The 15897-nt window shown below is 64.4% G+C and carries 14 protein-coding genes; 3 read left to right on the top strand and 11 right to left on the bottom strand.

Features of this window, described 5'->3' with window-relative positions; translation table 11 throughout:
- Positions 1–35 precede the first annotated feature (35 nt).
- The 11 genes from atpG to ALVIN_RS00175 form a co-directional block, all read right to left on the bottom strand.
- Complete coding sequence (gene atpG, locus ALVIN_RS00225) at positions 36–899, bottom strand: F0F1 ATP synthase subunit gamma (RefSeq protein WP_012969293.1); 864 nt, start codon at positions 897–899, stop codon at positions 36–38.
- A 136-nt stretch (positions 900–1035) separates the two neighbouring features.
- A complete protein-coding gene (gene atpA / locus ALVIN_RS00220; protein ID WP_012969292.1) occupies positions 1036–2577 on the bottom strand; it encodes a F0F1 ATP synthase subunit alpha in 1542 nt (513 codons plus the stop codon).
- A gap of 13 nt (positions 2578–2590) precedes the next feature.
- Complete coding sequence (locus tag ALVIN_RS00215) at positions 2591–3130, bottom strand: F0F1 ATP synthase subunit delta (RefSeq protein ID WP_012969291.1); 540 nt, start codon at positions 3128–3130, stop codon at positions 2591–2593.
- 9 nt (positions 3131–3139) lie between these two features.
- A complete protein-coding gene (locus tag ALVIN_RS00210) occupies positions 3140–3610 on the bottom strand; it encodes a F0F1 ATP synthase subunit B (protein ID WP_012969290.1) in 471 nt (156 codons plus the stop codon).
- Positions 3611–3691: 81 nt separating this feature from the next.
- A complete protein-coding gene (gene atpE, locus ALVIN_RS00205) occupies positions 3692–3943 on the bottom strand; it encodes a F0F1 ATP synthase subunit C (RefSeq protein WP_012969289.1) in 252 nt (83 codons plus the stop codon).
- A 97-nt stretch (positions 3944–4040) separates the two neighbouring features.
- Entirely contained in the window at positions 4041–4910 is an 870-nt protein-coding gene (gene atpB / locus ALVIN_RS00200; RefSeq protein ID WP_012969288.1) for a F0F1 ATP synthase subunit A, read from the bottom strand.
- 13 nt (positions 4911–4923) lie between these two features.
- On the bottom strand, positions 4924–5301 hold the full coding sequence (locus tag ALVIN_RS00195; protein ID WP_012969287.1) for an ATP synthase subunit I: 378 nt from the start codon (positions 5299–5301) through the stop codon (positions 4924–4926).
- Positions 5302–5416: 115 nt separating this feature from the next.
- Entirely contained in the window at positions 5417–6391 is a 975-nt protein-coding gene (locus ALVIN_RS00190; RefSeq protein ID WP_012969286.1) for a ParB/RepB/Spo0J family partition protein, read from the bottom strand.
- A gap of 25 nt (positions 6392–6416) precedes the next feature.
- Positions 6417–7211 (bottom strand): ParA family protein, encoded by a 795-nt coding sequence (locus tag ALVIN_RS00185; RefSeq protein WP_012969285.1) that lies wholly within the window; start codon positions 7209–7211, stop codon positions 6417–6419.
- Between the two features lie 7 nt (positions 7212–7218).
- Complete coding sequence (gene rsmG / locus ALVIN_RS00180; RefSeq protein ID WP_012969284.1) at positions 7219–7914, bottom strand: 16S rRNA (guanine(527)-N(7))-methyltransferase RsmG; 696 nt, start codon at positions 7912–7914, stop codon at positions 7219–7221.
- Positions 7907–8911, bottom strand: a complete 1005-nt coding sequence (locus tag ALVIN_RS00175) for a helix-turn-helix transcriptional regulator (protein ID WP_012969283.1) — start codon at positions 8909–8911, stop codon at positions 7907–7909. The genes rsmG and ALVIN_RS00175 overlap by 8 nt, the downstream gene beginning before the upstream one ends.
- A gap of 155 nt (positions 8912–9066) precedes the next feature.
- Here ALVIN_RS00175 and ALVIN_RS00170 point away from each other — a divergent pair, with 155 nt between their 5' ends.
- The 3 genes from ALVIN_RS00170 to ALVIN_RS00160 all read left to right on the top strand — a co-directional run bounded on the left by ALVIN_RS00170 (position 9067) and on the right by ALVIN_RS00160 (position 15880).
- Positions 9067–9405, top strand: coding sequence for a hypothetical protein (locus ALVIN_RS00170; protein WP_012969282.1), 339 nt, complete (start codon positions 9067–9069; stop codon positions 9403–9405).
- A 360-nt stretch (positions 9406–9765) separates the two neighbouring features.
- The gene (gltB, locus tag ALVIN_RS00165; protein WP_012969281.1) at positions 9766–14421 is read left to right on the top strand and encodes a glutamate synthase large subunit; all 4656 of its coding nucleotides are present in this window, start codon (positions 9766–9768) and stop codon (positions 14419–14421) included.
- A complete protein-coding gene (locus tag ALVIN_RS00160; RefSeq protein ID WP_012969280.1) occupies positions 14414–15880 on the top strand; it encodes a glutamate synthase subunit beta in 1467 nt (488 codons plus the stop codon). The genes gltB and ALVIN_RS00160 overlap by 8 nt, the downstream gene beginning before the upstream one ends.
- Positions 15881–15897 lie beyond the last annotated feature (17 nt).

Genomic DNA, 15897 nt, shown 5'->3' with positions numbered 1-15897 from the left:
GCGATCACGGATCGAGCGCGCGGCCGGCCGGTCGGTTAGACGGCGGCGGCGCCGCTGACGATCTCGGAGATCTCCTGGGTGATGGCGGCCTGACGCGCCTTGTTGTAGACGAGCTGCAACTCACCGATCAGGTTGCCGGCGTTGTCCGAGGCGGCCTTCATCGCGACCATGCGCGCGGCCTGCTCACAGGCGCTGTTCTCGACCACAGCCTGATAGACCAGTGATTCGATGTAGCGCGTCAACAGGGCATCCAGGACCGTCTTGGCGTCCGGCTCGTAGATGTAATCCCAGTGATAGGGCATGGCTTCGCGCTCGCCCGGCACCAGCGGCACCAGCTGGCGGATCACCGGACGCTGGGTCATGGTGTTGACGAACTCGTTGCCGACCACATAGATGGCGTCGATCTCGCCGGCCTCGAAGGCATCGAGCATGACCTTGACCGTGCCGACCAGATCCTCGACGTGCGGCTTGTCGCCCAGATGGGTCGCCTGCGCCTTGACCTCGCCGCCGAAGCGCTTGAAGAAGCCGAGCGCCTTGCTGCCGATGGTGCAGAACACCGGCTCGATGCCGGCGGCGCGTTGCTCCTTGATCTCGGCGATCAGACGGCGGAACAGGTTGCTGTTGAGACCGCCGCACAGTCCGCGATCGGACGAGACGACGATGTAACCGACGCGCTTGCGCGGACGCTCCATCGCCATGAACGAGTGCCGATACTCGGGCGTGGCGTTGGCCAGATGACTGATGACCTGGAGCATCTTCTCCGCGTAGGGACGGGAGGCGGCCATGCGGTCCTGGGCCTTGCGCATCTTGGAGGCCGCGACCATCTGCATGGCCTTGGTGATCTTCTGCGTGCTCTTGATGCTCGCGATCTTGGTGCGGATTTCTTTGGCGCCTGCCATTCTTTAGCTCCCAGCCTCCAGCTTCCAGCCGCCGGCCGATCGGCCGGTGGTCGAGGAGGTTCGATAGATGTCAAAACGCACCACGCCGGCCCGCCGGCCTCCGGCAGGAGGCGGGCGGCCGGTCGCCGGCGGCTGTTTACCAGGTGTTGTTGGCCTTGAAGTCCTTGATCGCGGCGTGCATGGCCTGGGCGATTTCGTCGTTGAAGTCGCCGGTCGAATCGATCTTGGCCAGCAACTCAGCGCGGGCGGACTTCACATAGCTCTGGAGTGCACGCTCGAAGTCGACGACCTTCTTGACGTCGACGTCGTCGAGGTAGCCCTCGTTGGCCGCGAACAGCGAGATGGCCATCTGACCGACGCTCATGGGCGAGTACTGGAACTGCTTCATGAGTTCGGTGACGCGCTCGCCGCGCTGGAGCTGCTTGCGGGTCGCCTCGTCCAGGTCGGAGGCGAACTGCGAGAAGGCCGCCAGCTCGCGGTACTGCGCCAGTGCCAGACGGATACCGCCGCCGAGCTTCTTGATGATCTTGGTCTGAGCCGCACCACCGACACGCGACACCGACAGACCGGCGTTGATGGCCGGACGGATACCTGCGTTGAAGAGGTCGGTCTCGAGGAAGATCTGACCGTCGGTGATCGAGATCACGTTGGTCGGAACGAAGGCGGACACGTCGCCGGCCTGGGTCTCGATGATGGGCAGCGCGGTCAGCGAGCCGGTCTGGCCCTTGACCTTGCCGTCGGTCATCTTCTCGACGTAGTCGGCGTTGACGCGCGCGGCGCGCTCGAGCAGACGCGAGTGCAGATAGAAGACGTCACCCGGATAGGCTTCGCGGCCCGGCGGACGACGCAGCAGCAGCGACACCTGACGGTAGGCCCAGGCCTGCTTGGTCAGGTCGTCATAGACGATCAGCGCATCTTCACCCTTGTCGCGGAAGTACTCGCCCATGGTGCAGCCGGCATAGGGGGCCAGGAACTGCATGGCGGCGGAATCAGCGGCGGGTGCGGCGACGATGATGGTGTGATCCATGGCGCCGTGCTCTTCGAGCTTGCGCACGATGGCGGCGATCGAGGAGTTCTTCTGGCCGACGGCGACGTAGATACACTTAACGCCGGTGTCTTTCTGGTTGATGATGGCGTCGATGGCGACAGCCGTCTTACCGGTCTGACGGTCGCCGATGATCAGCTCACGCTGACCGCGACCGACCGGCACCATGGCGTCGATGGCCTTGAGGCCGGTCTGCACCGGCTGGTCGACCGACTTGCGCTCGATGACGCCCGGCGCGACCTTTTCGATCGGCGAGGTGCCTTCGGCTTCGATCGGACCCTTGCCGTCGATGGGGTTGCCCAGCGCATCGACGACGCGACCCAGCAGACCTGCGCCGACCGGCACTTCCAGGACGCGCCCCGTGCAACGGACCCAATCGCCCTCGGACAGATGGGTGTAGTCGCCCAGGACCACCGCGCCCACCGAGTCACGCTCCAGGTTCAGCGCCAATCCGTAGGTGTTTCCCGGAAACTCGAGCATCTCATAGTACTGAGCGTCGGACAGCCCGTGGATGCGCACGATGCCGTCGGTCACGCTGACCACGGTGCCTTCGGTGCGGGCCTCGGTCTGAAGCTCGAATTTCTCGATCTTCTGCTTGATGAGATCGCTGATCTCGGATGGATTCAGTTGCATGGCGGTGTCCAGTTCAGAATTGCAGAGCGTGGGCCAGTTGCTTGATCTTGCCGCGCACGGAGTGGTCGATGACGAAGTCGCCGGCGCGGATCTCGAGTCCGCCGAGCAGGGCGGTATCGATCTCGAAGCTCAGATCGACCTGAGCGCCCAGGCGCTTCGCGAGCGCGTCGGCCAAGGCCGAGCGCTGCGCGTCTTCGACTTCGAACGCACTGCGCACCAGGACGTGACGCACGCCTTGATCGGCGACGCGACGCTCCTCGAAGAGGCGCGCGATCTCGGGAATGGCCGCGAGCCGCGCGTTGTCCGCGAGCAGACGCACCAGATTGGCCGGACCCGCCGCCAGCGCGTCGCCACAGATTTCGAGCAGCAGGTCGCGGATCCGCTCGCGCGGCACGGTCGGATTGCCGATCTGCGCGGCCATGTGCGGATCCGAGGTCACTGTCGCCAGCAGCGTCAGCGCGTCGGCCCAGGCGTCGATCCGCCCGGATTCCTTGGCGTGCGCGAAGGCGGCCTCGGCATAAGGGCGCGCGATGGTGGTGAGTTCTCCGGCCATGGTGTTCCCTTAGAGCTGCTTGGCGAAATCGTCGACGATCGAGCGATGGGCCGCGACGTCGATCTCTTTCTGGAGGATCTTCTCGGCGGCGGCGATGGCCAGCGTAGCGACCTTCTCGCGCAGCTCTTCGCGCGCGCGATTGGTCTCACGCTCGACCTCCGCCTTGGCGGCGGCCAGTAGCCGCTCACCCTCGGAACGCGCGTCGGACTTCGCCTCTTCGACGATGTCGGTCGCACGTTTCTGGGCCTGACCGACGATCTCGGCCGCGTTGGTCTTGGCCTCCTTCATCAGTTCCAGCGCGCGCTGCTCGCCGAGCGCCTTCTCCTGGTGACCACGCTCCGCGGCGGCGAGACCCTCGGCGATCTTGGCCTTGCGCTCCGCCAACGCCTTCACGATGGGCGGCCAGATGTACTTCATGCAGAACCCGACGAACACCGCGAAGGTGATCATCTGGGCGAACAGGGTCAGATTGATGTTCATAGCGTTGCCTCGTGCCTTTGCCTCGGACCTAGTCAGGGTGACAGGCGAGTGTCCTCGACCCGGCCGGAGCCGGATGCATGTTTAGGCAGCGAACATCAGGTACAGACCCATGGCGATCGCGATGACCGGCAGGGCGTCGACCAGACCCATGACGATGAAGAACTGGGTGCGCAGCATCGGGATCAGCTCCGGCTGACGTGCGGCGCCTTCCAGGAAGCGACCGCCCAGGACACCGATGCCCACGCCGGCGCCGACCGCGCCCAGACCGAGCATGAGGCCCGCGCCGATGAACTTGATGGCCATTGCGAATGCTTGTGCGACTTCGAGTTCCATGAGATCCCCCAGGGGTTTGAGTAAAAAAGACGAACTGTTGGTTGACGAAAACGGGCCGGGTGTCGAGCCGTCGGCGGCTCGACACCCTGGCGGACGATCAGTGATGCTCCTGATGCGCCATGTCCAGATAGACGATGGTCAGCACCATGAAGATGAAGGCTTGCAGCGTGATGATCAGGATGTGGAACACGGCCCAGACGAATTGCAGCACACCGGCGGTCCCGGCCAGGACCATGCCGCCGCCGTAGAGCAGCGCGATCAGGATGAAGATCATCTCACCGGCGTACATGTTGCCGAAGAGTCGCAGGGCGAGCGAGATCGGCTTGGAGATCAGGCTGATGCCTTCCAGGATCAGGTTCGCGGGCAGACCCCACTTACCGAAGGGTTGCAGGGTCAGCTCGCCGAGGAAGCCGCCGATCCCTTTCATCTTGATGCTGTAGTAGAGCACCAGCAGGAAGACGGTCAGCGCCATGCCAAAGGTGGCGTTCGGGTCGGTGGTCGGCACGACCTTCAGATAGACGTGATGCGGATCGGCGCCAAAGACGGCGAACAGCTGGGCGAACAGATGCGGGATCAGATCGACCGGCACCAGGTCCATGAGGTTCATCAGGAACACCCAGGAGAAGATGGTCAGCGCCAGGGGGGCGACCATGTCGTTCTTGTGGCTGAAGGAGCCGCGCACGTTCTCTTCGACGAAATCGACGATCCACTCGACGAAGTTCTGTGCCGTACCCGGCACACCGGCACTCACACGCTCGGCCACGCCCTTGAAGAACCACAGAAACAGCGATCCGAGCAGGATCGAGAAAAACATGGTATCGACGTTGATGGCCCAAAAGCCCATCTCAGCCGCTTCGGCGCTGTTGTGCGCGAAGCCCAGACCATGCTCGGGATGCCAACCGAGCGTCAGGTTGGTGAGATGGTGCTGGATGTATTCTTGGGAGGTCAGGGTTTCAGAAGAAGCCATCGATCATCTCTCGCTACTGGGTTCGGCTGCCCGTTTGAGCGGCAATCAGGGTCGGAATCACTTGGACCAGGAAGTAGGCGCCAAGCAAGGCCGGTATGTTCAATTCGTCATAGATCGCGAACGCAACCCCGAAGAGCGCGAGTATCAGAGCGATCTTCGCGACCTCGGCGCTGTAAAAACGCAAAACCAGCCTCTCCGGTGCCTGGGCGCGATAGGCGCGAAAGACCCAGACCACCAGTAAGGCGTTAGCCAGCCAGCAAGTTCCGGCCCCGATCAGGACTGAAATCGCAACTGGACTGCCGAACGGCAGGGCGATGATTGTCAGGATCAAACCGAAGATCGACTGGATTTTCAGGATCTGTCTGGCTTGAAGCGCGTTCGGCTGTTGCATTGAATCGACGTGAGTGGAGTGGATTCGGCACTCACAAGTCCGCAATTATAAGTATTCGTGAACACAGGGTCAACGTCAGTGAACGCCGTTCGTCCGGAAGCGCGGCGTCGGTGTATCACTGGATGCGTGACAGGATGCCATCGAGCTCGTCCAGGGTGTTGTAGGCGATCACCAGCTTGCCCGAACCGCGCTGGCCATGCTGGATCCAGACGTGCGCGCCGAGACGGTCGGTCAGGTCGTTCTGGAGCTGGCGGATGTTGGGATCGTCCGCCGAAGATGGCTTGGGGGTTGCGCGCGACGGCTCGTCGGCCTGCTGGACTCGGCGCACCAGACGCTCGGTCTCGCGCACAGAGAGTCCGGCGGCGACCACTTGATGCGCAGTCTGACTCTGGATGTCGCCCTTGAGTCCGAGCAGGGCGCGCGCATGGCCCATCTCCAACTGTGACTGCGCCACCAGCTCCTTGACGTCCGCATTGAGTTCGAGCAAGCGCAGCAGATTGCTGACCGTGGCGCGCGACTTGCCGACCGCCTCGGCGACGTCCTGATGGGTCAGATCGAACTCGGTGATCAGACGTTCGAGTGCGCCGGCCTCTTCCAGTGGGTTCAAGTCGGCGCGCTGGATGTTCTCGATCAGGGCGATGGCTAGGGCGGTGCGCTCGTCGACCTCGCGCACGACCACCGGAATCTCGGCCAGCCCCGCCTGCTGCGAGGCACGCCAGCGACGCTCGCCGGCGATGATCTCGTAACGCGCGCCGGTCGCGCCCGGCTCGGCGAGCGGACGCACCACGATCGGCTGGATCACGCCTTGGGCGCGGATGGAGTCGGCCAGCTCGCGTAGCGCCTCAGGATCGAAGTCGCGTCGCGGCTGATAGCGACCGCGCTGAATGTATTCCAGCGGCAGACGGCGGACCGTCTCGACGGGGGACAGGCCCGGATTCGGACCGACACCGCCCCCGGAGAGCGTCGTCGGGGTTCCGTCACTGACTGGGTCGAGTCGGGATGCCGGCGGGCGGGCGGCGCCCAACAGGGCATCGAGTCCGCGTCCGAGTCCCTTCTTGCGCGGCGTGTTCTTCTGTTCGCTCGTGTCCATGCGTCTTGGGATCGATTGGGGCGGATCAGGCCGCTTCGGCCTGGCGGCGTTTTTCTTGACGGCGCAGCACCTCGCTGGCGAGCGCCAGATAGGCGAGCGCCCCGCGCGACTGCGGGTCGTAGACCAGCGCCGACTGACCATGACTGGGCGCCTCGGCCACGCGGACGTTGCGCGGGATGATGGTGCGGTAGACCTGATCCTTGAAATGGGTGACGAGCTGGGTCGAGACCTGATTGGCCAGGTTATTGCGCGGATCGTGCATGGTGCGCAGGATACCTTCGATGCGCAGACCGGCGTTGCGGCTCTCGCGCACCTGTTCGATGGTGTCGAGCAGCGAGGACAGACCTTCGAGCGCGTAATACTCGCACTGGATCGGGATCAGCACGCCGTGCGCTGCGACCAGGGCGTTGAGCGTGAGCATGTTGAGCGAGGGCGGACAGTCGATGATGACCATCTCATAGGCCCCAACCGCCGTGGCCAGTACCTTGCTCAAGCGTTGCTCGCGGTCGGGCGAGTCGAGCAGCCCGATTTCAGCCGCCGTCAGATCGGCGTTCGACGGCAGCAGGTCGAATCCGGGCGCGGGTTCGGTGACGCGCTGGAGACAGTCGGCGATGGGCACCTCGGTCAGCAGCAGATCGCAGGTCGTATGCTCGACCTGATGCTTGTCGACCCCGCAACCCATGGTCGCGTTGCCCTGCGGATCGAGATCGATCAGGAGCACGCGACGGCGCATGAACGCCAGCGCAGCGGCGAGATTGACCGCCGTGGTGGTCTTGCCGACCCCGCCCTTCTGGTTGGCGATCGCGATGATGTTGACCATGGTCGACTCAGTCACTCCGGAGTTCGATCAGATGACGTGGGGCATCGAGAAAGGGGATCGTCAGCCGATGGACGATCGGCTTCAGCGCGGCCCAGGCGGTCTCGTCGGCGGCCTCGTCCGCGCGCCCCTTCATGAGCAGCAGCCGGCCCGGTCGATCACAGAGATCGGCGGTCAGCACGGGCAGCACGGATTCGGCGGCCACTGCGCGGCTGACTATGGTACTGAATTTTCGTCCCGGTCGGTACGTTTCGATGCGCGATTGCACCGGCTCGACGTTGGTCAGACCGAGTTCGAGCACCGCCTGGCGGACGAAGCGCACCTTCTTGTTGTTGCTGTCGAGCAGCCAGAAGCGGCGCTCGGGCACCAGGATCGCCAACGGCAGGCCCGGCAGGCCCGCACCCGTGCCGACATCGAGCACCGTCTCACCGAACAGAAAGGGCGCGATCGCCAGACTGTCGAGCAGATGCTTGGCGACCATCTCCAGCGGATCGCGCACGGCGGTCAGGTTGTAGGCCTGGTTCCAGCGCGTGAGCAGGCCGAGCAAGGCGACCAGACGCGCCTGTTGCTCGGGCGTCGGCGCCAGTCCGAGCGCGGCACAGCCGTGGGACAGCCGCGCTTCGATGACCGGCCAGTCGGCGGCATCTGGAGAATGTACAGCCTGCTTCACGGAATCCCCATCAGATCGTTTACGGTCATTATCCATACAGGGCCGCCGCCTTGCGTGTCTGGGCCGCGACGATGCGGCGCAGATCCGGCGGGGCCACCACTTCCAGATTATCACCCGCTCCCAGCAGCCAGCGCAGCAATTGTCCGGTCGACGGCACCTGGGCGCTGACCCGCTGCTCGAAGTCCGAATCCGGCGGTTCGTCCTCGATCCTCTGGCCGGGTGCGAGCGGACAGACGCGCAGCAACTCGGCCAGATAGCCGCGTACCCGCAGCTCCAGGGCGATCGTCTCGCCCGCACCGAAATCGGCCCGACCGTCAGCGATGGCGGCGTCCAGATCGAAGCCATCGGCCACACGCGCCTCGACCTCCGGCAGAAGCTCGGCGCGCGTCATGCGATGCAGGGCGTAGAGGCGGATGGGTTCAGCCTCGTCGTCCTTGAGCGCGAACAGATAGGGAATCGGTCCGCGCTGCATCAGGGCCTGTGGATGCAGATCGGATTCACGACGCTCGCCCGTGGGCTTGAGGTAGTGCACCCGCAGCACACGGCGCTGGATCAGCGCCTGGATCACCGCGCGCAGCACACCGTCATGGAGTTCCACCGGTTGTAAGCGCAGGGTATCGGGCAGGATGCGCAGGCGCGACTCATCGAGCCGGGGGCCGTCGGTGGTGGTGAGCAGATGGCGCCAGACCCGATCGAGCTGACGCCGTGTCAGTGTGGCGCCGGCCTGGGTGAGCACCTGTTGCCACAGCCAATCCCAAACCGCCGGATCGTCGTCCGGGTCGTCCATCAGGCGCCGATAGCGCAACGGCTTGCCGTTCGGGTTGACGATCGCGATCCGGCCATCACACACCAACTCCTTTAGATCGCGCTGCAGGGCGCGACGGGTCGCCGATTCGCTCGCACCTCCATAGATGCCGCCGATCCGATCGAGCAGGCACCCCACGTCCGGGCAGCGCTCAGCGCGCCCCTCTATCGGCAAGCAGGCTTCGAGCTGTTTGAGCCGCTCGATGCGGCTGAGATGGGCGGCGCTCATGGGATGTATCGCGTGCGACAGGGTCTGACGCCTGAGTGTGATTTACTCAAGGCTAACGATCCCGGATCGATCCGGCAAGCAACTTCGGCAGTCTCCCGCAATGTAGCGCGCCCCGGACCACACGTTCACGGCTGAATCCACTCTGAGGACGGACCATGTCAGACTCCAATTCGCGCGATCTCACCCAACAGGACATCGACGACAGCCGCCGCGATGGTCTCAGTCTCGCCACCGCGCTCGTGATCCTGGCGGAAGACGCCTGGGACGGTGTCAGGATGGAATACGACCATGTGATCGCCCAACATGGCCAGATGCATGAGGGCTGGACACTGGCGTCGCAGCACGTTTTCTTAGACGGAGAGAGACGCTACGATCGATTGGATATCGTATTGAGCAGCGGCGAAAAACTGTCTTACTTCTTCGACATCACCAATTTCTACGGCAGGCACACCATACCGGACGATGATGATTCCGAGGCCGGCATCCTGGATTGATAGCGCGGAGCATGGCCCCGACTTATCGTGCACAAGGCTCTGAGATTCGATGTCGACCTCGACCGCCTGCCGACACATGCCGCGCCGCTCTTCGCCCGGCCGACGCGATGAATGCTGGCATGACCAGTGCAACGGGGTTATGATTCGCGGTTCGCGATTTCAATCCGTTCAGGTACTCAAGGGTCCGCGCGACCCGAGCGCCCGCCATTCGGCGCCCTCACAGCCTGTTCGCTGAAGTCTGATCACCCTGGATCGAGCGGCTTCGGTCACCCCCGAAACCCCAGCGGCCAAGACAGACCCTGCGTTCGAACCGCTTCCAGATCGGCATCCTTTCATCCCAGGTATCAAACGAGGTCAGCGATGAGCCTTCGTGCCCTACCACCCGCACAGGGTCTCTATGACCCAACCCTGGAGCGCGACGCCTGCGGCGTCGGCTTCGTCTGTCATATCAAGAATCACAAGAGCCACGCGATCGTCCGGCAGGGCTTGGAGATCCTGGAGCGTCTTCACCATCGCGGCGCGGTGGGCGCCGACCCCAAGGCCGGCGACGGCGCGGGTATTCTGGTGCAGATCCCGGACGCCTTCTTCCGCGCCGTGCTCGACTTCGAGCTGCCGGCGGTCGGTGACTATGGCGTGGGCCTGGTGTTCCTGCCGCGTGACGCCGAGGCGCGCGCACGCATGATCGAAACCGTCGAGCGGCATCTGACCGAGGGCGGTCAGCGGGTGCTCGGCTGGCGCGACGTGCCGGTCGACAACAGCGACCTGGGGCCGAGCGTGCTGCCCTCCGAGCCGATGGTGCGTCAGGTGTTCGTGGCACGCGGCGAGAACTGTCCGGATCAGGACAGCTTCGAGCGCCGTCTGTTCGTCATCCGCAAGCGCATGGACAACGAGATCCGCGCCGCCGGCTTCGACAAGACCGCCTATTACGTGGTCTCGATGTCCTCGCGCACGCTCAATTACAAGGGAATGCTGCTGGCCGATCAGGTCGGCAAGTATTACCTGGATCTGAGCGACGAGCGTTTCGTCTCGGCGCTGGCACTGGTGCATCAGCGCTTCTCGACCAACACCTTCCCGACCTGGGATCTGGCCCAGCCGTTCCGCATGATCTGCCACAACGGCGAGATCAATACCCTGCGCGGTAACGTCAACTGGATGGCCGCGCGCCGGCATACGATGCGCTCGGAGATCCTGGGCGAGGATCTGGACTCGATCTGGCCCCTGATCCCTGAGGGGCAGTCGGATTCGGCCTGCTTCGACAACGCGCTGGAACTCCTGGTGATGGGCGGCTATTCGCTGGCCCACGCCATGATGATCCTGATCCCGGAAGCCTGGGCGGGCAACAAGCAGATGGACGCCCAGCGGCGCGCCTTCTACGAATACCACGCGGCGCTGATGGAGCCTTGGGACGGACCGGCAGCGGTGGCCTTCACCGACGGGCGTCAGATCGGCGCCACGCTCGACCGCAATGGGTTGCGTCCGGCGCGCTATCTGGTCACCAACGACGACATGGTGATCATGGCCTCGGAGATGGGTGTGCTCGACATCGCCGAGGAGCGCATCGTCAAGAAGTGGCGCCTGCAGCCGGGCAAGATGTTCCTGATCGATCTGGAGCAGGGCCGCATCATCGATGACGCCGAGCTGAAGGCCGATCTGGCCGCCGCCAAGCCCTATCGCGAGTGGCTGGCCAAGACTCAGATCCATCTCGATGAGCTGCCGACCAATGTCGCGCCCATGGCACCGGATGCCGACACCCTGCTCGATGCCCAGCAGGCGTTCGGCTACACGCAGGAAGACATCAAGTTCCTGCTCACGCCGATGATGCTCACCGGCCAGGAGGCCGTCGGCTCGATGGGCGCGGACAATCCGCCCTCGGTGCTCTCCAGCCGTGCCAAGCATCTCTCGACCTATTTCAAGCAGAACTTCGCCCAGGTCACCAATCCGCCGATCGATCCGATCCGCGAGGAACTGGTGATGTCGCTGGTGTCGCTGATCGGGCCGCGCCCGAATCTGCTCGGCATCAATGAGGCCGGCAAGCACTGGCGGCTGGAGGTCAGTCAGCCGATCCTGACTAATCAGGATCTGGAGCGGGTGCGCCATATCGAGGACAACTCGGGCGGCGCGTTCCGGACCAAGAACCTGCACATGGTCTATGCCGCCGGCGAGGGCGCGGCGGGCATGGAAAGGGCGCTGGAGCGGCTGTGTCTGGAGGCCGAGGCGGCGGTGCTGGCCGGCTACAACATCCTGATCCTGTCGGACCGCAACACCAACCGCGACAACATCGCCATCCCGGCGCTGCTGGCGACCTCGGCCGTGCATCATCATCTGATCCGGCGCGGGCTGCGGACCAGCTCCGGTCTGGTGGTCGAGACGGGCGCGGCGCTCGAAGTGCATCACTTCGCCACGCTCGCCGGCTATGGCGCCGAGGCGATCAATCCCTATCTGGCCTTCGATACCATTCAGTCGCTGCTGCCGTCGCTGGCCGAGAAGCTGACGTTCGAGGAGGCGCAGTACCGCTATATCAAGGCGGTCGGCAAGGGTCTGCTCAAGGTCATGTCCAAGATGGGCATCTCGACCTTCCAGTCCTATTGCGGAGCGCAGATCTTCGATGCGGTGGGTCTGAGCAATGCGTTCCTGGAGCGCTATTTCACCGGTACCCACAGCCGGATCGAGGGCGTGGGTCTGCCCGAAGTGGCGGCCGAAGCGGTGCGCTGGCACAGTCAGGCCTATGGCAACGAGCAGATCTACAGTCGGCATCTGGACGTCGGCGGCGACTATGCCTATCGGGTGCGCGGCGAGGATCACATCTGGACGCCGGAGACCATCTCCAAGCTCCAGCACGCCACGCGCGCCAACGATGCCAAGACCTTCGCCGAGTTCTCGCGTCTGGTCGACGAGCAGAACGAGCATCTGCTGACCCTGCGCGGGCTGATGGAGTTCAAGTTCGCCGAGACGCCGATTCCGCTCGAAGAGGTCGAGCCGGCGAGCGAGATCGTCAAGCGCTTCGCCACCGGGGCGATGTCGTTCGGCTCGATCAGCTATGAGGCGCATTCGACCCTGGCCAAGGCGATGAACGCCATCGGCGGCAAGTCGAACACCGGCGAGGGCGGCGAAGAGCCTGAGCGCTTCAATCCGCTGCCGGACGGATCGCGGAACCCGGAGCGTTCGGCGATCAAGCAGGTGGCCTCGGGTCGCTTCGGCGTCACCACCGAGTACCTGGTCAATGCCGACGACATCCAGATCAAGATCGCCCAGGGCGCCAAGCCCGGCGAGGGTGGTCAGTTGCCGGGTCACAAGGTCAATGCGCAGATCGCGCGCGTGCGCCATTCGACGCCGGGCGTGGGGCTGATCTCGCCGCCGCCGCATCACGACATCTATTCGATCGAGGATCTGGCCCAGCTCATCCATGATCTGAAGAACGTCAATCCCAAGGCGCGCATCTCGGTCAAGCTGGTGTCCGAAGTCGGCGTCGGCACGGTCGCGGCGGGCGTGTCCAAGGCCCATGCCGATCATGTGACCATCTCGGGCTATGACGGCGGTACGGGCGCGAGCCCCCTGACCTCGATCAAGCATGCCGGCTCGCCGTGGGAGATCGGGTTGGCCGAGACGCAGCAGACGCTGGTGCTCAACCGCTTGCGCGGGCGGATTACGGTTCAGGTCGATGGGGGCTTGCGCACCGGACGCGACGTGGTGATCGGGGCGCTGCTGGGGGCCGATGAGTTCGGCTTCGCCACCGCGCCGCTGATCGTCGAGGGCTGTCTGATGATGCGCAAGTGTCATCTCAACACCTGTCCGGTCGGCGTGGCGACTCAGGATCCGGAACTGCGCAAGAAGTTCACCGGCAAGCCCGAGCATGTCATCAACTATTTCTTCTTCGTCGCCGAGGAAGTGCGCCAATTGATGGCCAAGCTCGGTTTCCGGACGATCGAGGAGATGATCGGGCAGTCGGATCGGCTGGAGATGCGTCGCGCCATCGAGCACTGGAAGGCGCATGGGCTGGATTACAGCCGCTTGCTGGCCCGTCCGCAGGTGCCGGCAGAGGTGGCGATCCGTCACGCCGAACTCCAGGATCATGGTCTCGACAAGGCACTCGATCACACGCTGATCCGTCAGGCGGCGCCGGCACTGGAACGTGGTGAGCCGGTGCGCATCGAAACCCCGATCCGCAACTTCAACCGCACCTTCGGCGCCCTGCTCTCGGGCCGGGTGGCGGAGCGCTATGGTCATGCCGGCCTGCCGGACGACACCATCCACATCAAGGCCAAGGGCACGGCGGGTCAGTCGCTCGGCGCCTGGCTGGCGCGGGGCGTGACCCTGGAGCTGGAAGGCGAAGGCAACGACTATGTCGGCAAGGGCCTGTCGGGCGGTCGGATCATCATCTATCCGCCGGCCGAGTCCGCGATCGGACGCGCCGAGGACAACATCATCGTCGGCAATACCGTGCTCTATGGGGCGATCACGGGCGAGTGCTTCTTCCGCGGCGTGGCGGGCGAGCGCTTCTGCGTGCGCAACTCGGGTGCGACGGCGGTGGTCGAAGGCGTGGGCGATCACGGCTGTGAGTACATGACCGGCGGCATCACCGTGGTGCTGGGTCCGACCGGGCGCAACTTCGCGGCCGGCATGTCGGGCGGCGTGGCCTATGTGCTCGACGAGGCCGGAGACTTCGCCGATCGCTGCAATCTGGCGATGGTGGAGCTGGAGCCGATCGCCGAGGAAGATGCGGCGCTGGAGGCGTTCGACCATCAGGGCGGAGACCTGGAGACGCATGGGCGGGTCGACATCACGCACGACATGACCCGTCATGATGCGCGGCGACTCAAGCTGTTGATCGAGCGCCATCTGGAGTACACCGATTCGGCGGTGGCGCGTCGCATCCTGGACGACTGGGCGAGCTATCTGCCAAAGTTCGTAAAAGTGATGCCGGTCGATTATCGGCGTGCACTCCAGGAGATGCAGGCCAATCAGAGCCGTCCACCGCGTACGAACAAGCCTTTGAAGGGGATCGTTGAACATGGGTAAGCCGACCGGTTTCATGGAATACGCCCGTCGCGACCGGCGCTATGCACCGGCTGGGGATCGGGTGGTCCACTACGACGAGTTCGTCATTCCTCTGAGCGAGCCGGAGCTCAGCCAGCAGGGAGCGCGCTGCATGGATTGCGGCATTCCCTTCTGCCATCAGGGCTGTCCGGTCAACAACATCATTCCGGACTGGAACGATCTGGTGTATCGGGGCGACTGGCAGGCCGCGATCGAGGTGCTGCACTCGACCAACAATTTCCCGGAGTTCACCGGACGTATCTGTCCGGCGCCCTGCGAGGCGTCCTGCACGCTCAACATCGACGACAGCCCGGTCACGATCAAGACCATCGAGTGCGCCATCGTCGATCGCGCCTGGGATGAAGGCTGGATCAAGCCGCAGGTGCCGGAGCGTCGCACCGGCAAGCGGGTGGCGGTCGTCGGTTCGGGTCCGGCCGGGCTGGCCTGCGCCCAGCAGTTGGCACGCGCCGGACATCAGGTGGCCATCTACGAGAAGGCCGACCGCATCGGCGGCTTGCTGCGCTATGGCATCCCGGACTTCAAGCTCAACAAGAAGCTGATCGACCGGCGCATGGCGCAGATGCGCACCGAAGGCGTGGAATTCCATACCAACGCTCATGTCGGCGTCGATATCCCGGTCAGCGCGCTGCGCGCCGAGTATGACGCGCTGGTACTGGCCGGCGGCGCGGAGCAGCCGCGCGATCTGCCGGTGCCGGGGCGTGAGCTCCAGGGTATCCATTTCGCGATGGATTTCCTGCGACGCAACAGCCAGCGGGTGCAGGGTTCCTATGTGCCGGACGAAGAGTTCATCAATGCCCAGGGCAAGCATGTGCTGGTCATCGGCGGCGGCGATACCGGATCGGACTGTATCGGAACGTCGAACCGGCATGGCGCGGCCTCGGTGACTCAGGTCGAGATCCTCGACCGTCCGCCGGAGAAGGAGAACAAAGCGCTGACCTGGCCCAACTGGCCCAACCGGATGCGCACCTCCAGCTCGCAGGAGGAAGGCTGCACCCGGATGTGGAACTTCGCGACCAAGGGCTTCGTCGGCGACGATCAGGGGCGGGTCAAGGCGGTCAAGTACTGTCTGGTGCGCTGGGAGAAGGACGCCGAGGGCCGCTGGCGGATGGAAGAGGTGCCGGGCAGCGAGGGCGAACTGAAGGCCGATCTGGTGCTGCTGGCCATGGGCTTCGTGCATCCGGTGCGCGAGGGGATGCTGGAGCAGCTGGAGCACGAGGCTGGGCTGAAGCTCGATGGGCGCGGGAACGTCCAGGGTACGACCGAAGGATCGGACGCCTACAAGACCACGGTCGATGGTGTGTTCTGCGCCGGCGACATGCGCCGCGGGCAGTCGCTGGTGGTCTGGGCCATTCGCGAAGGCCGTCAGTGCGCGCGCGCCGTCGATGAGTGGCTGATGGGACGCTCGGATCTGCCCCGATAGGCTGACTGATCCTGCAA

It is taken from the genome of Allochromatium vinosum DSM 180, from assembly GCF_000025485.1.
Taxonomy (GTDB): domain Bacteria; phylum Pseudomonadota; class Gammaproteobacteria; order Chromatiales; family Chromatiaceae; genus Thermochromatium; species Thermochromatium vinosum.
This window is presented reverse-complemented; position numbering and strand designations above follow the sequence as displayed.

Coding starts and splice junctions, on each gene's coding strand:
- atpG (WP_012969293.1), bottom strand. CDS start 899: ATGGCAGGCGCCAAAGAAATCCGCACCAAGATCGCGAGCATCAAGAGC.
- atpA (WP_012969292.1), bottom strand. CDS start 2,577: ATGCAACTGAATCCATCCGAGATCAGCGATCTCATCAAGCAGAAGATC.
- ALVIN_RS00215 (WP_012969291.1), bottom strand. CDS start 3,130: ATGGCCGGAGAACTCACCACCATCGCGCGCCCTTATGCCGAGGCCGCC.
- ALVIN_RS00210 (WP_012969290.1), bottom strand. CDS start 3,610: ATGAACATCAATCTGACCCTGTTCGCCCAGATGATCACCTTCGCGGTG.
- atpE (WP_012969289.1), bottom strand. CDS start 3,943: ATGGAACTCGAAGTCGCACAAGCATTCGCAATGGCCATCAAGTTCATC.
- atpB (WP_012969288.1), bottom strand. CDS start 4,910: ATGGCTTCTTCTGAAACCCTGACCTCCCAAGAATACATCCAGCACCAT.
- ALVIN_RS00195 (WP_012969287.1), bottom strand. CDS start 5,301: ATGCAACAGCCGAACGCGCTTCAAGCCAGACAGATCCTGAAAATCCAG.
- ALVIN_RS00190 (WP_012969286.1), bottom strand. CDS start 6,391: ATGGACACGAGCGAACAGAAGAACACGCCGCGCAAGAAGGGACTCGGA.
- ALVIN_RS00185 (WP_012969285.1), bottom strand. CDS start 7,211: ATGGTCAACATCATCGCGATCGCCAACCAGAAGGGCGGGGTCGGCAAG.
- rsmG (WP_012969284.1), bottom strand. CDS start 7,914: ATGGATAATGACCGTAAACGATCTGATGGGGATTCCGTGAAGCAGGCT.
- ALVIN_RS00175 (WP_012969283.1), bottom strand. CDS start 8,911: ATGAGCGCCGCCCATCTCAGCCGCATCGAGCGGCTCAAACAGCTCGAA.
- ALVIN_RS00170 (WP_012969282.1), top strand. CDS start 9,067: ATGTCAGACTCCAATTCGCGCGATCTCACCCAACAGGACATCGACGAC.
- gltB (WP_012969281.1), top strand. CDS start 9,766: ATGAGCCTTCGTGCCCTACCACCCGCACAGGGTCTCTATGACCCAACC.
- ALVIN_RS00160 (WP_012969280.1), top strand. CDS start 14,414: ATGGGTAAGCCGACCGGTTTCATGGAATACGCCCGTCGCGACCGGCGC.